This is a genomic window from Mangrovimonas sp. ST2L15, from assembly GCF_001280515.1.
Taxonomy (GTDB): domain Bacteria; phylum Bacteroidota; class Bacteroidia; order Flavobacteriales; family Flavobacteriaceae; genus Mangrovimonas; species Mangrovimonas futianensis.
Genome location: NZ_LBIQ01000030.1, coordinates 1,564,188 through 1,580,772, shown reverse-complemented (window position 1 = coordinate 1,580,772; position 16,585 = coordinate 1,564,188). Strand labels below are relative to the sequence as shown.

Annotated in this window: 18 protein-coding genes; 14 read left to right on the top strand and 4 right to left on the bottom strand. The window is 34.5% G+C overall.

Features of this window, described 5'->3' with window-relative positions:
* Window positions 1-86 precede the first annotated feature (86 nt).
* The gene (locus tag ZA07_RS10990; protein ID WP_053971731.1) at window positions 87-1,265 is read left to right on the top strand and encodes an LETM1-related biofilm-associated protein; all 1,179 of its coding nucleotides are present in this window, start codon (window positions 87-89) and stop codon (window positions 1,263-1,265) included.
* Window positions 1,266-1,268: 3 nt separating this feature from the next.
* On the opposite strand, the gene ZA07_RS10985 is transcribed toward ZA07_RS10990, so the two are convergent.
* The 4 genes from ZA07_RS10985 to ZA07_RS10970 all read right to left on the bottom strand — a co-directional run bounded on the left by ZA07_RS10985 (window position 1,269) and on the right by ZA07_RS10970 (window position 5,387).
* The gene (locus ZA07_RS10985) at window positions 1,269-2,870 is read right to left on the bottom strand and encodes a lipocalin-like domain-containing protein (RefSeq protein ID WP_082316567.1); all 1,602 of its coding nucleotides are present in this window, start codon (window positions 2,868-2,870) and stop codon (window positions 1,269-1,271) included.
* A 90-nt stretch (window positions 2,871-2,960) separates the two neighbouring features.
* Entirely contained in the window at window positions 2,961-3,713 is a 753-nt protein-coding gene (locus ZA07_RS10980) for a LytTR family DNA-binding domain-containing protein (protein WP_053972123.1), read from the bottom strand.
* Window positions 3,714-3,744: 31 nt separating this feature from the next.
* The gene (locus ZA07_RS10975) at window positions 3,745-4,056 is read right to left on the bottom strand and encodes a 2TM domain-containing protein (RefSeq protein WP_053972122.1); all 312 of its coding nucleotides are present in this window, start codon (window positions 4,054-4,056) and stop codon (window positions 3,745-3,747) included.
* Between the two features lie 2 nt (window positions 4,057-4,058).
* The gene (locus ZA07_RS10970) at window positions 4,059-5,387 is read right to left on the bottom strand and encodes a 2TM domain-containing protein (protein WP_053971729.1); all 1,329 of its coding nucleotides are present in this window, start codon (window positions 5,385-5,387) and stop codon (window positions 4,059-4,061) included.
* Between the two features lie 1,172 nt (window positions 5,388-6,559).
* On the opposite strand from ZA07_RS10970, the gene ZA07_RS10960 reads away from it, so the two are divergent.
* The 13 genes from ZA07_RS10960 to ZA07_RS10895 all read left to right on the top strand — a co-directional run bounded on the left by ZA07_RS10960 (window position 6,560) and on the right by ZA07_RS10895 (window position 16,546).
* Window positions 6,560-7,375, top strand: coding sequence for a hypothetical protein (locus ZA07_RS10960; RefSeq protein WP_157492118.1), 816 nt, complete (start codon window positions 6,560-6,562; stop codon window positions 7,373-7,375).
* A gap of 27 nt (window positions 7,376-7,402) precedes the next feature.
* Complete coding sequence (locus tag ZA07_RS10955) at window positions 7,403-8,113, top strand: hypothetical protein (protein ID WP_053971726.1); 711 nt, start codon at window positions 7,403-7,405, stop codon at window positions 8,111-8,113.
* A 126-nt stretch (window positions 8,114-8,239) separates the two neighbouring features.
* Window positions 8,240-9,013 carry an NAD(P)-binding domain-containing protein gene (locus ZA07_RS10950; RefSeq protein ID WP_082316596.1) on the top strand — a complete coding sequence of 258 codons (774 nt, stop codon included), beginning with the start codon at window positions 8,240-8,242 and terminating at the stop codon, window positions 9,011-9,013.
* A 143-nt stretch (window positions 9,014-9,156) separates the two neighbouring features.
* Entirely contained in the window at window positions 9,157-9,840 is a 684-nt protein-coding gene (locus tag ZA07_RS10945; RefSeq protein ID WP_053971724.1) for a CPBP family intramembrane glutamic endopeptidase, read from the top strand.
* 137 nt (window positions 9,841-9,977) lie between these two features.
* A complete protein-coding gene (locus ZA07_RS10940) occupies window positions 9,978-10,775 on the top strand; it encodes a DUF3667 domain-containing protein (RefSeq protein WP_053971723.1) in 798 nt (265 codons plus the stop codon).
* A gap of 237 nt (window positions 10,776-11,012) precedes the next feature.
* Window positions 11,013-11,468 (top strand): FKBP-type peptidyl-prolyl cis-trans isomerase, encoded by a 456-nt coding sequence (locus ZA07_RS10935; protein WP_082316566.1) that lies wholly within the window; start codon window positions 11,013-11,015, stop codon window positions 11,466-11,468.
* 63 nt (window positions 11,469-11,531) lie between these two features.
* Window positions 11,532-12,308 carry a DUF1206 domain-containing protein gene (locus tag ZA07_RS10930; protein WP_053971721.1) on the top strand — a complete coding sequence of 259 codons (777 nt, stop codon included), beginning with the start codon at window positions 11,532-11,534 and terminating at the stop codon, window positions 12,306-12,308.
* A gap of 207 nt (window positions 12,309-12,515) precedes the next feature.
* Complete coding sequence (locus ZA07_RS10925; RefSeq protein ID WP_053971720.1) at window positions 12,516-12,908, top strand: DUF302 domain-containing protein; 393 nt, start codon at window positions 12,516-12,518, stop codon at window positions 12,906-12,908.
* 167 nt (window positions 12,909-13,075) lie between these two features.
* Window positions 13,076-13,624 carry a YdeI family protein gene (locus tag ZA07_RS10920; protein WP_231628671.1) on the top strand — a complete coding sequence of 183 codons (549 nt, stop codon included), beginning with the start codon at window positions 13,076-13,078 and terminating at the stop codon, window positions 13,622-13,624.
* 228 nt (window positions 13,625-13,852) lie between these two features.
* Window positions 13,853-14,449, top strand: a complete 597-nt coding sequence (locus tag ZA07_RS10915) for a hypothetical protein (protein WP_053971718.1) — start codon at window positions 13,853-13,855, stop codon at window positions 14,447-14,449.
* Window positions 14,450-14,716: 267 nt separating this feature from the next.
* Window positions 14,717-14,989, top strand: a complete 273-nt coding sequence (locus ZA07_RS10905) for a DUF4242 domain-containing protein (protein WP_053971716.1) — start codon at window positions 14,717-14,719, stop codon at window positions 14,987-14,989.
* 122 nt (window positions 14,990-15,111) lie between these two features.
* Complete coding sequence (locus ZA07_RS10900) at window positions 15,112-15,843, top strand: sulfite exporter TauE/SafE family protein (RefSeq protein WP_053971715.1); 732 nt, start codon at window positions 15,112-15,114, stop codon at window positions 15,841-15,843.
* A 40-nt stretch (window positions 15,844-15,883) separates the two neighbouring features.
* The gene (locus ZA07_RS10895; protein WP_053971714.1) at window positions 15,884-16,546 is read left to right on the top strand and encodes a lysoplasmalogenase; all 663 of its coding nucleotides are present in this window, start codon (window positions 15,884-15,886) and stop codon (window positions 16,544-16,546) included.
* Window positions 16,547-16,585 lie beyond the last annotated feature (39 nt).

Sequence of the window (16,585 nt, the reverse complement as noted above, 5' to 3'; positions counted from 1 at the left end):
GTTTTGTTAAATATTTGTTAACACAAAAAAGATGTTATGGATTTGAAAGAATCTAATATCTTTATCCCCCGATAAAGTTGATAGCAATGAACCCTTCTAGTAAAGGCTGGATCAAGAAACTCATCAAGGTTTTAGGCAAGGAATCCATAGATTGGACTCAAAAATCACCTGCTCAATTTTATGATGAGTTAAGGACTTGTGGCTTTATATATGGTAGCAACATTGAGGTCATTAATAATAGTTTTGATTTTTATGACTATACTGAAGAAGAGTTATGTAAAATCAATCTGGCACTTTCCTTTTATTATATCTATAAGGACAATCATATTACAGACACTTCCTTTTTGGATTCTGTCATTCAATTTTACAAGGAAATAGATGCCCATAAACCCACCTTTTTCACAGAGCTTTTGGGAGAACTGAAATCCCATGCCCTTCTAGAGCATATTCTACACAAAAGGGTTTTGATTGAGGATAAGTTTATTGGGAAAAGTTTTAATTACTTTGTGACCAACGCCTTATTGTTTACTGATGTCTTGGCCTACCAACATTTTTTGAAACGAGGCAAAATTACCAATAGCCATATACAGCATTTGGAGGCCGTAATTGAATCCATCGTTTTGAAAGTATTGGACTCTAAAGTCAAAAAATCAAAATATGATGATACCTTAATTGATTTGCTGGAGCGTTCTTTGCGCTTTCAAAATCATCCCACCATCAGCTTGGAGGAAGGTATCACCTTCATAAATGAGGATTTAGAAAAGTATTACATCATGGATTTGGCTTGTATGGCGGCATGGACCGATATGGTGGTTGAAAAAACCGAACAAGATATCCTAAAGCAATTAGGCACACAACTTAATCTACCCAAAGACAGGGTTGAAAACTCCTTAAGTGCATTGACTTACTTTTACCAAAGTCATAAGGAAAAAATAGGATTGCTCAGTTCCAAAAACATCGTACAGACCTTTTATTCCAACTCCAGTAAATTGGTCAATTTACTATTGAAACGGAATAGCAAGCGCTTACTTAAAGAGGTTTCCCAAAGCAAGGACCTTATGAAATTGATTACCAAATCAACTGTAAGAGATTTAACAGAGGAAGAACAAAAAAGGGTCAACCACCAATTAATGGACATCATAAAGACTATTCCTAGTTTGGCCATCTTTTTATTACCAGGCGGCTCCCTTCTACTCCCTTTAATTGTCAAGATCATTCCCCAATTATTGCCATCTGCTTTTGATGACAACCGTATTGAAGAATAACTGCTACAGTTTAACCAGTTTTTTTATCCAAGTCTTAGAATCTACTTCAACTTTCAGGAAATAAACGCCTTTGGACAAACTTGCAACGGGAATTTGTTGCAAAGAAACCCCTTGAAAGGCATCACTTGATACGCTTCGGCCATTGATATCAAACAATTGCCACGTTCCATTTACAGAATTGGGAAATTGTAAATAATAGATATCCTGAACCGGGTTTGGATAGGTTTTAACTTCAAAAAAAGATACCTCATCCATAGACAACAAATTGACAGTAAAAGGACCTGCAATAATTTCATTGTTTAAAGTACCATCCACCGAATAAGCAAACAATTTAAAGTATAAGACATCATCTTCACTTATGCTTGGGCTTTCCCATAAATAAGATAATTCTGTAGTATTCTCTACCAATGGTAAAAAGGTAGCTTGATCATCCACACTGTATGAAAGGTCATAATAAATTGGTCTACCATCATCAGGATTATTTAACTCCCAAGTTATAGGAGAACCCGTTTCAAAAACAGTTGTAGGTGTGGTTATGGCAACCTCTGGATGTTCATAACCGTGTAATAGTTCAGCAAAGCCGATCCCTGTCACTTCTACCCCATTGACAGTCCCTTCTATGGTTGTGGCACCCTCATAAAAACGGAAAGGCAATTGCATTTCAGAATCTTCATATTGAGCAGTCATCACTAGATCGACATCATTGATATCGGATGTTAAATGCCATTGTTTGGAATAGCATTTCTCTTCGCCATCTTCGGTTGTACAGAAAAACGCTTCCCTTTCAATGCTTAGGTCGGCGGTTGTGTATTGGTTATCTTCATCTACATACACTGAAAGAATACGATATTCCGGCGCATCAGGAATGCTGCTCTCTGCGGTAAAAATATTCCAAAGATTGATATCCATGCCATTAGATAATTGCAAGCTGAACCATTCGTAATCTTCACTGGAATAAGGATTGAAATTTCCGTATTGCCTATCCAACCATCCGGTTCCAGTAATAGCTTCGGTGGTGCCGTTTAAGGTCAAAGATCCCGATAAAGACACTCCAGTAAAGGAATAATAATAGGAATATCGATCCAAACCTTGGTCTACAAAGCCATCATCCCCAACCAAAAGTGGTCTTTTAGTCACATCCATATTCAGGGTTAAATCACCAAAACTAGCTCCCGTACTCAAGTCATACTCAAAAGGTATGGGATTGTTGGAACCGTCCAACGCATTGGACCAAGTTTCGGTACCACCTAAAAAAATGGCTGCTTCTATGTCCAAAGAAGTCGTTGACATGGTTGTATAAGTGACTGGTAGAACATCTTTGTAAAAAGTACCAGTATCCAAATTAGTGATATTCAGTATTCGAAATCCATCAAAGCCAGCCGCGGGATAGTAGAAATAGCTTACCATATAACTGTATGAAGTGCCAGAAGTAGCGCCTTCAAAAAAGCCCGAGGTGTACCACCACTCTACTTCCTCGCCATCATGACGACCTTCATCCAAAGGAAAAGCAATTTGCCCAACAGGTTCGTAAGGATACATGTTCCAATCTTGGGCGAAGGATTGTAACATAAAAAGCGATAGTAGCAGGGTAGTTATATGTTTCATTTTCAAGTTGTTTAAAATAAAGCTACTATTATTAAATCAACTTGCAAAACTTTTTTGATAAACACCCTTAAAATGAGATTTAACCGAAAATCACTGCAACCAATCCTTAAAATTCTTAACCCGTTCCCTAGCCACAATCACATCCTGTTCCTGATAGCTTTGCAATTTGATTTGAAGTCTGGAATTGGTATAACTTATGATGTCTTTGATGGCATTGATTTGAACATAAAACGTACGATTAACCCTAAAAAATTGATTGGGTGGCAATTCGACCTCCAGTTCCTCCAAGGTTGGGTCTATTAAATAATTCCTTCCATCTACGGTATGTAAATAAGTGCCCTTGTTCTCACTGTAAATGCATTCAATATCTTCGACATTCACCAGCTTGATATGCTGACCAATTTTTACCGAGAAACGCTTTTTGTACTCCCGTTCTATCGGATTGACCAAAAGCTGCTTGATATCATCAAAGTTGAGTGTCACAGATGGTTTGGGAGCCATAGTCTGGTATTTTTTTACGGCCGCTTCCAACTCTTCTTCATCTATCGGCTTCAGCAAATAATCAATACTGTTCAGCTTAAAGGCTTTTAGAGCATATTCATCATAAGCGGTTGTAAAAATGATGGAAGACTTGATATCCAATGCCTCAAAGATTTCAAACGACAGACCATCACTCAGCTGAATGTCTAAGAAAATCAAATCTGGGTGCGTATTATTTTGAAACCAAGCGATAGATTCCTCTACCGAATGTAACATGGTATGAACCTGCATGTCCAGTTTTTCCAGCATGCGCTGCAACCTTCTGGCCGATGGCTTTTCATCTTCAATAATTATTACTTGCATCATAGTGTTTTAAATTCTTTTGATAAGTGTTTTATTTCCAACCCTGTTTTTCCTTGTCCATATACTTTTTGATCATGCGATCTTCCCATTCGGTGCCAAAAATAATGTTTGGCATAAACACGGAAGCTGCATGTATCAATAAGGCGATTCCCCAAAATATCAACGTGCTGAAATTCTCCCACTGAAAGGTGTTTTCTCCTAGGCCTGTCCTAGAAAAATTGACTACCAAAATAAAAATATTGATTACCACATACACCAATAGATGTGTATAAAAACCCTTGATGCGTTTTACTTGTCTTTTGGCTCGATCAATTCGGCGTTGTTTTTCAAATTTAGTTTCCATGATTAGCTCCATTTGCTTTGTTTGCGTTCTTCTTCATCCAAAATCTGTTGGATTTTACGTTCTTCCCAGGATTTTCCAAAACCATACACCCCAAAGGCATGAAATGCAATACCAATACCCCAACCTAAAAGTGGGAACCAAAACCATTTAAACTCCCAAGAGGTTCTGTAGTTGATAAAAATAAGAAAGGGTATTACAATGAGGTAAGAAAACACATTGCTGTAAAATCCTTTAATTTCTTCTACTTTCTTTTTGGCTCTTTCATAAGAACCGTTTTGGTCAAAATTGATTGTTTCCATGATTGATACTTGTTTTGTAAGCATAGGGATTGCTACGGCAAACCTGTTTACTTGTTGATTGATGTTTACTTGTTTGTCTGTTAAAAGCTGGTAACGCTGCTTGATGTTACTCAGTCCCACGCCGCTGCTTTTACCTACTATTTGTTTGGGTTGCAGGTTGTTCTCTACCACCAAATACCCGTTATCTTCATAAATCTTAATGTGCAACGGATGCTTGTTGTTTACCATATTGTGTTTTACGGCATTTTCAAGCAACAATTGCAACGATAAGGGCACTACTTTACTTTCTGGGTCGCTTACTTGGTCTGGTATGCTAAACACGATGCTGTCTTCAAACCGCATTTTTAATAAAGACATATAGGTTTTTGCAAACCTTAACTCCTCTTCGACCCCTACCAGTTCCTTATTTTTTTGCTCCAACACATAGCGATACACCTTAGAAAGCGAGGTGGTAAACTTTTGTGCCGCATCGGGGTTTTCTTCTATCAAACTGGTCAGCACATTTAAGCTATTGAACAGAAAGTGGGGGTCCAATTGATTTTTAAGCGCATCAAACTTGGCACTAGCCGTACCGGCAATTACCTTTTGTTCCTTGATTTTGTTTTGTTGGTAGCGGTTGTAAAAATAAACCAGATGAAAAATGATAACGATGGTCAAGGTGATCCACACTCCAAAGGCATATTGGTTCCAAGAGGTTTGACTTAAAAAAGCTCGTACCGTATAACCGTCATAATAAACCGCTGTCAAAAGATTGAGTACAAATAGTCCCAAGAGGGTTATAAGAACCGAGCCGAAAATACCAACAAAAATGCGTTTTAAGCTATTGTTCCACTGTTTGCGTTCCAAAAAGGCGAAGTAATACATGTTACTATATCCCAACAGAAACGCATAGGCTTGATAGAACAGAAAATTGATCATCAGGTCTTTGGTAGACTCAAAATGAAACCCTTTTGATGAGAGGGAGTTTCCTATTCCAAATACCACACTACCGATGATGAAAACAAGGATGGTATTTTTACGAAGCTTTTTCATATAATCTCTGTTGGGATATTAAAGGTAACATTAAATTGATTGATGCCTGTTTTGTTTTTGATTGATACCCCAAAATTGCGACAAAAGCAGCCCTTTTAAAAAGGAAGCTGACTCAATTGTAAAAACAAATGCCTGAATTGTAACCTGTGATTGAAAAGGTAAAAGGAAGATCTTATCAGTAATTTTCAGTAGATCTTCTCTTTGCTGTTATTAAACTCGTAGCGTTAAGTAAGAATTTTATGTATTTTTAAGGAGTATATATTAAGAAATAAACACAATGGGGTGTTTATTCGCTTGTTGTGCTTAATTTAAAAAATGACAAAAAACATAATAAAAGATAAATTTCTTGGACCAATTCTAATCACGTTTTTTTTCGGACTTATATATATCAGAAAAACGAATGATTGGATTTTCTTATTTACCATTTTAATAATTATGCTTACGATAATGTGTTTAGTGTTCTATTTTAGAAATGACTATTACATTAAAAATTACTCAATCGAAAATGACTCACTAGAAATTCAATATCAAAAGAATTTTTCCAAAAAGAAAGTGAATACATTTTTAGCTGATGCAAAATCAGTTGAATCCATAAAATTTAATTCAAAATCATTTTTAGATACATTTCACGTGATTTCGCTTAAATATGTAGACAAAAATGGACTTTATGGCAAAAAGACTTTTAAAACAAATAATGACAATGTATTTATTGACATAATACAACATTTAAAAACAATAAAAAACTAAGCACAACAAAGAACTGAGTTAAAAACCAAACAAACTAAGCGGAGAAATGACTGTTATTCCAATAGTTACCCAACATTTGAAAAATGCATACTGAAATTAAATATTTAAAATTGAATTAGTTGCTAAATTAGAAAAGAACATTATAATTGATAAACCAGTTCTTAAATAGAATTTTAATGAGATTACCAGGAGCATTTGTTCGTTGGATTTATTTTTATAGATCTAAATCATTTGGTGAGATATTATCTGATAATAGTCCATATAATTACATTCTAAGCCTTGTTTTTATTTTTATAATTGTTTTAGTCATAATTATAAATAAATAAAATCCTGGTTACAAAGCACTGTGGTAAAAACCAAACAAACTAAATCGATAAATAGCTCTTATTCTGACCAATGCAACTAATTAAAGAAACTAAATTCTGATGAATAGAACGAATCGCATTTTGACATTTATAGGTATTTTATGCTTACTACTTTCTTTTCAATCTTGTGAAAATTTGTCTAATGAAAATATCAGTATAATCTCTATACCGAATGATAGCATACAAGGTCAGGCTTTTATTGGAGAAAATAATATTTCTGTCAAGTATTCACCACAAGGAAATTTTATTCAAGTGATAGAATCTGATTCTAAAATTTGGAATAATTTGATTATTAAGAAGTCAGATCAAAAAATAGATTCCAAATTATTTTTCCACGACGATGATATAAACGTTAGCCGTATTTATGACAGTTTAAGTTTTGGAGAATATAATTTGAAATTCGTATCTGGCTTTAATGATACTATTACCGAAAAACTGAATTTTGAAAAAAACATCGAGTTAAAATTTCCAAATAAACTTAAAGAGTTTTACAATGAAAAAGAAATCAAGAATTTGAACATTAAGAAAGTGACCAAAAATGACACTCTTCAAGTTCTTTATAAAGAATTGGGGTGCTTCGGAGCTTCAACAAAGCTAATTGAATTCATTACAAATGAAAACAATAAAATTACTTTAAGAAAAAAAATAGACAGATTAAGATATGAAGGCGAGTGGATTTATTCAGGAAAGAAAGACGTAAAGGAAGAACTTATGGAATTCGTGTCTAACATTAAAAATTTGGACAAAAACGATAAAACTTATTGTTCCTCTAAGGTTGATTATATATTTAGAATAAAAGGAACCAATACTATTTATTGGGTCAAGGATAATCCTTGCAAATATCTGGACGAATTTCATGAATTAATAAGAACATAATAATTAGCCATAACTTCCGCTCATGTTATGAAAAACTACTTAGGTTTTATTTTAATACTATTGATTTTTTCTTGTCAGGAGAAAGAAAAAACGAATGCTGTTTTAGATAGTCCAGAAGTAAAAGAATGGGACATTGAAAAATTAAGTATTAAATCCCGTCAACATCTTGACAGTACAAAATGGGATTTAAAACTGTTTGCACAAGATATTGAAACCTATGACCAATATTCTGAAATATTTAAAGGTTACCCGTTAAACAAATCACCTTTCCCTGTGGCAGCATATGATTATGCGGTCTCTAGTGTTCCATTTATCATAGAAATTGGTGACTTGGTTTTTAAAGGCGTGCGAATTGGAGCCTATGAAAACCCTGAAAGTGACACCGTAATTGATAAATTAACATTGCTTGTTTTAACAAATGACAAAAACTCTAGCGAAAATACCTTGGTTGAATCTCGAAATTATCCTTACTTAACTGCTGAAGGAACCTTTGAAGCGCAAAACAATGAATTTGATTGGGTATTTTCGGCAAGTCCAGATGAATATTCAACTTTAATTTTGAACATGAAACTTTTTGATTTACGATTTGGAGAAACCATCATCATTTATCCTCAAAAGGACAAATCCTTCTTTTATGAACAAATTAATGATTCGCCCAATAACTACGAAAATTTTGAGGTATTTAAAAAGATGATAATGAATCATCCAAAAGTAAAAAATCAATTGAATATCAAATAGAAGTAACAACTTAACATAAAAGCATATAGAATTCAAAACTTGCTATTTCATCAGGTAAACTCATTCCTCCAATCTAAGACCTATTTTTATTTGATAACTTTGTTATCACCCCACAAACCAAAAAAATTGAACCAAAAAATCAGCATATTAGGATGTGGTTGGCTAGGGTTAGCCCTAGCTATTGATCTCATTGAAAAAGGATATGAGGTGTATGGCTCCACGACCTCAAAAGATAAAATCAGAACACTTTCTGAAAATGGCGTTAAACCATTTCTTATAGACATAGGCTCAGCCAATCTGGACATTCAGAATTTTTTAAATTCTGATGTCTTAATCATTTCTATGACCTCTAAGAACATTCAGGATATTAAGAAGCTTATTGATAAAATACAACACCATAAGGTTCAAAAAGTCCTATTTATCAGTTCCACTTCTGTATATCCATTTACTAACGGTATTGTCACTGAAGAAACACCCACCACTGAGAGTAATCTTGTTGAAATTGAAAAATTATTTATTACCAACACCTCATTCAAAACAACCATTTTAAGATTTGGCGGACTGTTTGGTTATAACAGAAAACCAGGAAATTTCATTAAACCAAACAAAGCGGTTGACAATCCAGAAGGGTATATTAATTTTATTCATAGAGACGATTGCATCGAAATCATCAAGCAAATCATTTTAAAAGACGTTTGGAATGAAACCTTGAATGCCTGTGCCGCCAATCACCCCAAAAGGCGAGAGTTTTACCTTAAAGAATCAAAGAAAGTAGGACATTCCTCCATCTCCTTTAATGAAAATTCGAAAAATGAATACAAAATAATTGATAGCACGAAACTGAGGCACTTGTTGAATTATGAATTTAAATATGATGATTTAATGGGTGATTTTAAGTGAAATCTTGCCCTACAATTCGTTATTTTTAATTCACTTCTTAAACAAACAACAACACAACAACCTCAAAAACAACTTGTTATTCCTTAACTTAGCAATCAAATCAATAATAAGGTCCATGAACCTAATTTAAAACCAACTAAGAAATGATAGGAATTTTAGTTGTAATTGCTATTTCGTGGTTGCTATTATACTTCATTGAAAACAAGACTCTTTCAGTTTTAGGAATCCTCCCTACACCCAAAAGATTGAAACAATTCTTAATAGGATTTTTAATTACTGGAATCCTTTGTGTTGTAGTTCAGTATTTAGAGGCTCATCTAAAATCATCCACTTGGATCCTAAATGATAATATTACAAGTGCCATAATACTAAAGTCCCTTTGGTGGGATTTTAAATCTGTCTTTACCGAAGAACTTATTTTTAGGGGAGCTTTGTTATATATACTCATCCAAAAAATTGGCCCATCAAAAGGCATTCTTATTTCTGCTATTGCTTTTGGGGTTTATCATTGGTTCTCATACGGTGTTTTGGGGAATGTTATGGCTATGATTTTAGTTTTTATTGGAACCGGAATAATGGGATACGCTTGGGCATGGGCTTTTTCTAAAACAAAATCCATGATGCTACCTTTCGGCCTTCACTTAGGATGGAATGTCATTTACAACACCCTATTTTCAAAAGGGCCTTTGGGCGAACTGATCTTGGTTTCTAAAGGCGCAAATGAATTGACCGATTGGGCTTCCTTATTAAATTTTGTTAGTGGCTTGGTTCTTGTTCCAATCTTGGTAATCATCTATATAAAGTATTTGGTAAAAAAGGAACCTTAAAATCAGAATGATTTGGAGGCTGTTCCTTAAGACAAATTATTAAAAGCCTCTAGAATTCTGTGTGCTCATTTTTCAATTTAAACAGTATATTTAAAGCATTAATTTGATTCTAAACCGCGTAACCCAAACTTTCATACATGACCACCAGCCACTGCCTTAATTGTAATAAAGAATTAGTAGGTGAATTTTGTGCTGGTTGCGGACAAAAAGCAGATACACGTCGCATTTCCTTTAAGAACTTTGTATTTAATGATATCCTCCATGGCACTTTTAGCATAGAAAAAGGCATGGTCTTTACAGCTAAACAGGCCCTACTTCGCCCTGGAAAAGCTGCTTTAGAATATATTTACGGGAAACGCAGGCGGTATTACAATCTGTTCCTTTTTGGCTTGTTTTTATTTGGTTTGATTTTGTTCCTGCGTCATTTTTATGAGCAATTGGCCATGGCTCAAGGTGATGTTATAAATGACACTGCATTACAAGACGAGGCCAGTAAGAGATTGGATCGCATGATTTCAGAAAAAAGAAAATTGATTGTATTTCTGTTCGTTCCATTTGCCGCCATCAACAGTTTACTGTTATTCAAAAGAAAATCCTTGAACTTAAGTGAGCACTTTATTATTGCCGGTATGATATTACTAGGGATGTTACTCATATCTACCATGGGCAATTTGCTATTCTTTTTGTATCTATTTACTAAAAGTCAAGTGATTGCAACCAGCATCAACTATGGCACTCCCGTATTGGTATTATGTTACATTGCCTATGGGTATTACAATGCCTTTGCTTCAGATTATTCCCGATGGGGTATAATTCTCAGAATTCTTTTGTTCTTTATTCTAATGATTCTCCAAGCCTGCATCTTGCTTCTTGCTTTTATTGGTTTTGCAACCAATTGGGAATTTGGCGCCATTACTTTTTCGCCCTTTGGTTGATAGCTCAAATAGGGAAATGCAAAGGTTGATGAAATCTATCTATTTCAGAAAGGTTAATAGAACTAGCAAAGATAAAATAGAAATTTAACAGTGATTTCGAGTTCCTGAATCTTATGTGCGGTTTGAAGCTAGCATTAATATCTGGACAAAAAGTTACCGTACTTTTGTTATCTTGTTTCTCATTAATAAAATCCTAGAACTAATCCACAAACAAACCCAACCAAAAAACTCTTATTCATGAAAAAATACATCAATGTTATCTTCTTTTTTTGGATTTCACTAATAGCAAGCACTTTCATGGTTGGCTGTAGTTCAAACAAAAAAGATAAAAACATTGGATTTATAAAAACTTCAACGGGACTCAAATACAAAATCATACAAGAAGGAAAGGGAGTACCAGTGAAAGCGGGACAGGAAGTATTAATTCATGAAACAATGTCCTATATGAACGACTCTATGCTATTTGATTCTAGAACATTACCAAACCCCGTGAAAGTTTTGGTTGGCGGTAGTCAAGCTATTGCCGGTGTTGACGAGGGATTAGTTGGAATGAAAAAAGGAGAAATAAAAAAACTAATTGTACCTCCAGCATTAAGTAAACGAACTGGGGCACATATCTTTCCACATCCTGATTCTACCCTAATGTATGAAGTTGAATTGATTGAAATACTGCAAATAAAAACGAACGACTAAACAACATCATAAAAAAGACGATAATAAATTGTCACCAAATACAAATAAATTAGATTTAATAGTATGAGCTCACATAAAAAAAACTTTGCCAGATTCGGAATGGCCGCCAAAGGCACAGTATATTGTATTATAGGTATACTTACGGGTTTAGCGGCTTTTAGCAATGGTGGCGAGAAGGCTGGAAGTACCGGAGCATTACAATTCTTAGCAAAACAACCTTTTGGACAAGTATTACTCATTCTAATGGGCTTAGGTTTGCTTGGATATTTGTTTTGGAGGTTCTACCAAGTTTTTAAAAATCCCAGTAATATAACAAGCGATTTTATGGGCTATGCGACACGCATTGCTTACTTTATAAGTGGTTTGGCCTATGGAGGCTTAGCCTTTTACGCTTTTAAACTTGCCATCTATGGATTTATTGGTTCCAGCAATTCGTCATTAACCCACAATCTTTTTTCAGGATCTTATGGGAACCTTATTGCTTTGATGGTTGGAATAGGATTTGCTATAAAAGCCATCTATGATTTGTATAGAGCCTATTCTGGAAAATACAGAAACGAAATTAGGGAAAGTGACTTAAGTAAAAACCAGCAAAAAATATTAATAAATGCGGGACGATTTGGCCATACAGCGAGGGGGCTTGTGTTTGGGTTGATGGCTTTTTTAACAATCAAATCTGGTTTAAATTCTAGCAGTTCGGTAAGTACCCAAACAGATGCATTCAGCTTTATTGAAAGTCAATTTGGCGCTTTAGTATTAGGTGTTATTTCTGTTGGTTTAATAGGTTACGGTATTTATATGTTTATTAAAGCAAAATATCCTTCTATTACCTTAATCTGATTTCATTAAAATCCATTAGTTCCTCTAAACCTAAGAAATAGCTTAAGAATGGTGTTGATGCATGGTCTCAATTTACTATATAGAGAACAGAATTTCAATGTACCTAAAACCATTTTATTTGCGTTTAAAACCTCATAAATTTACTGTTGCTTAAAGCAACTTTGGAAATAAAATTTAGTAACTTTAAGTATTATAAATTCAACAACCATGAGTTACTATTTTAATACCACCCTAAATGGAATTTCTTTTGAAGAAGCACTAGATCTTGTTACTTCCGAACTAAAAAAAGAAGGCTTTGGGGTTCTTACAGAAATTGATGTGCAAGCCACTTTAAAAAAGAAAATAGATGTTGATTTTAAAAAGTACCGCATCTTGGGAGCATGTAACCCGCATTTTGCCCATCAGGCATTAGTAAGTGAAGACAAAATTGGTGTCTTTCTTCCTTGTAATGTCATTGTTGAGGAACATGACAATGGAGATATTGAAGTATCTGCCGTAGATCCTATTGCCTCCATGAGTTCTGTAAAAAATGAATCTTTGGGGCCTATAGCTGGAGAAGTTCAGAAAAAGATGAAACAAGTTATTGAAAACTTGAAGTAGTCATCATTCGAAAATGTAAAAGGTGTATTCTTTTAAAAAATTAAGCAGGTTATTTTTTAATCTCATGCATTTTTATTTTGCAACCTCATTCCAATCATAAGGCCGTAGATCTCTATCTAAAAGATGGATGCGGACGATGTAGTTTATACAAAACTTCAGACTGCAAGGTGCATCTTTGGCAAAATGAATTACGTCATTTAAGAACTCTAGCTTTGGAATGCGGTTTGATCGAGGAGTTAAAATGGAGCGTCCCTTGTTACACATACAAAGGAAACAATATCTTATTAATTAATGCCTTTAGGGACAATTGTACCCTTAGTTTTTTTAAGGGAATACTTTTAAAAGACCCATACCAAATACTTGACAAGCCTGGAAAAAATTCCAGAATAGTTAGGTTGATCCGATTGGATAAACAAACAAACTTTCAAGCATTACGCTCCAAAATAAAAGAATACATCTTTGAAGCTATGGAAGTGGAAGAAAAGGGGTTAAAAATAGAATTAGACAAAGCTCCAGAGCAACCTATTCCAGAAGAATTGGATACGGTCTTTAAAAAAGACCCTGCATTCAAAGCTGCTTTTTACAAACTAACACCGGGCAGACAAAGAGGCTATCTCATTTATTTCTCAGCTCCAAAACAATCTAAAACAAAAGCCTCAAGAATAGAAAAATATACCTCCCATATCCTAAATGGAAAAGGATTTCATGACAAATAAGCCTATTTGTGATACCATTTGCTTTTCAAAAATAAGGCAATAGTTCAGCTTTTAAGCCCATAAATTCTCTAAGTGGCTTTCTATCGTATATTCGTAAATCTTCACTTGTCAATAAATAAATAATTGAATTTTAGACCTTTAGTTAATTTAATATTAAAAAATGATTATATTTATGTCAGAATGCTAACTTAAATCAAAACTTTACAAACCAACCAAAACCTTTTCCACATGACTCGAAAAAACCTGTTCAGTGTGGCTCCAATTTTTATTGTCATTTTATTTTTTAACTGCGTTGATAAAAAATCGGAACCTATTGAGACTACCGTTACCAATGAACCCACAACAGAAGAACTAATTACTAGAGGCGAATACCTCACCAAAACCATAGGTTGTGATCATTGCCATACACCAAAAAAAATGACACCCAATGGACCCGTACCTGATACAGATCGTTGGCTAATGGGGCATCCTGCCAATGATACCCTCCCACCGATTGTTACAGAAGCTTTAGGACCTGATAAATGGTTATTGTTCAACAATAGTTTAACAGCTGCTGTTGGCCCCTGGGGAGTTTCATTTAGTGCCAATATTACCCCAGATGATACAGGAATAGGAAGTTGGTCATACGATCAATTTAAAATAGCTATGACTAAAGGAAAATATAAAGGAATGGAAAATGGCAGACCTTTAATGCCTCCCATGCCATGGGAATCTTATGTCGATATGAAAGAAGAAGATATGATGGCTATTTTTGAATACTTAAAATCCATCAAACCCATCGAGAATGTAGTACCAAGTTACATTCCCCCCGCCCCCGTCAATTAAGTCTTTACAGATACACCCAAATACTGATTAATAGCAATACTTTCTAATTTGGGTGTATCTTCATTTTTACCTAACATTTTAAAAATAAAAACGCATTTAAATTTAAAATGTATCACTCCTTTTTGTACCTTTAGAAGACTAAATGCTTTTTCAACAAACCAACAACTAAACCAATTTTTGGACTGATTAATAGCTTGGAGTCCAGAGACCAAACCAAACGGGGCGGAACCGAAAAGCCATACGAGTAGGGTTTAACACCTTTTTGTCATGCCTAAATATGTCATTGAGCGGGATATTCCGAATATCGGTAAATCAAGTCCTACGGAGCTAAAGGCCATTTCTGAAACATCCTGTGGTGTATTAGAAAAAATGGGACCTCAAATTCAATGGGTTCACAGTTATGTAACTGGCAATAAAATTTATTGTATTTATAATGCACCTAATGAAGAAATGGTTAGAGAACACGCCCAACAAGGTGGGTTTCCTGCAAATTCTGTAGAAAGAGTTTATTCTATAATTGACCCTGTTACAGCCGAATAATTAAACCTTTCTCTTCTAAACTTGAATCCATAAGCCCTAATGGATTCTTATGTCTTAACTTGACATTATTCATGTTTTTTCTGGTTAAATAATTGTACCTTAATGGAACTATTTCCTGAGATATGAACATTCGGGTTGTTTTTCTATTGTTGGCCTTAGAAGCCGAAATAATTGGTACCATAGGCGGCTTTGGATCCTCCGTTTTTTTTGTTCCCTTAGGTAATTTTTACTTTGACTTCTATTCGGTTCTTGGGATGACCGCTATTTTTCACTTATCAAGTAATTTAAGTAAGGTTTTCCTGTTCAAAAAGGGTTTAGATAAAAGACTACTCCTTTACATAGGAGCTCCCTCTGTGGCTTTTGTTATTTTGGGAGGTTATTTATCTAAAATGGTTAACAGTTTTTGGCTTGAGGTATTCCTTGGTGTTTTTCTAGTGGCTTTAAGCCTATTGTTCCTTATAAAAAAGACTCTCACATTTAAACCTACCAATAAAAATGCCATTGCTGGAGGAACCCTATCTGGGTTTTCAGCTGGCTTGCTAGGTACAGGAGGAGCCATAAGAGGTTTAACCATGGCGGCCTTTAATCTTGAGAAAAATGTCTTTATAGCCACCTCAGCTTTTATTGACTTATTGATAGACTTCTCAAGAACCTTTGTTTATTATGACAATGGCTATATTCAAAAACAAGAACTTACATATCTTCCTTTTTTGTTTGTCATTGGGTTCGTTGGAACCTACATGGGGAAGTTCATACTGAATTATATTCCACAAGACCGTTTCAGAAAGATTTCACTCTCCTTAATCCTATTAATTGGATTGGTAACCATCATAAAACTCCTTTTAAATTTTTGACATAATATTTATATTTGGAACACACACAAACTAAAAACCTATGACATCAAATAAAGGATTTATCGCCTTTTTTTGCTTGCTACTGGCCCTTGAACTTATATGCTCCCATTTTGCCAGTCTCCAACCTTATAGAATAATAACCAAACCTCTCCTTGTTTTATCGCTCATCATCTTCTTTTTATTGAGGGCAAAACACCTAGATGGCATAAGTAAATCACTAACACTTTTAGCATTAATTTGTTCTCTTACGGGTGACATTTTACTTCTATTTGTAGAACATACCTCAAGCTTTTTTCTGGCCGGATTAGTTGCCTTTTTATTGGCCCACATACTGTATATTTCAACTTTTCTTAAGCGAAGAAATCCTTATAAAAAACCTTATTTACTTTATGCCCTTTTAGCTAGTTATGCTATTTTAATTTTCCTCCTCTTAAAAAATCATCTTGGAGATTTCATGGTACCTGTAGCGATATATATGGGAGTCATTTTGGTTATGGCCGTCACCTCATTCTTAAGAATAAAACAAGTATCAGCCTCCAGTTTTTTACTCGTTTTTTTAGGGGCTATTTTCTTTTTGATATCTGATAGCATTCTAGCAATCAATAAATTTTACACCCCTTTGGCAATGTCACATTTAAGTATTATGTTTACGTATGCAACAGCACAACTTTTCATTGTTTTAGGCCTTATAAAACAACGATAGATAAAATTTATAACAACACGTCAAAAATCTATTAATCAG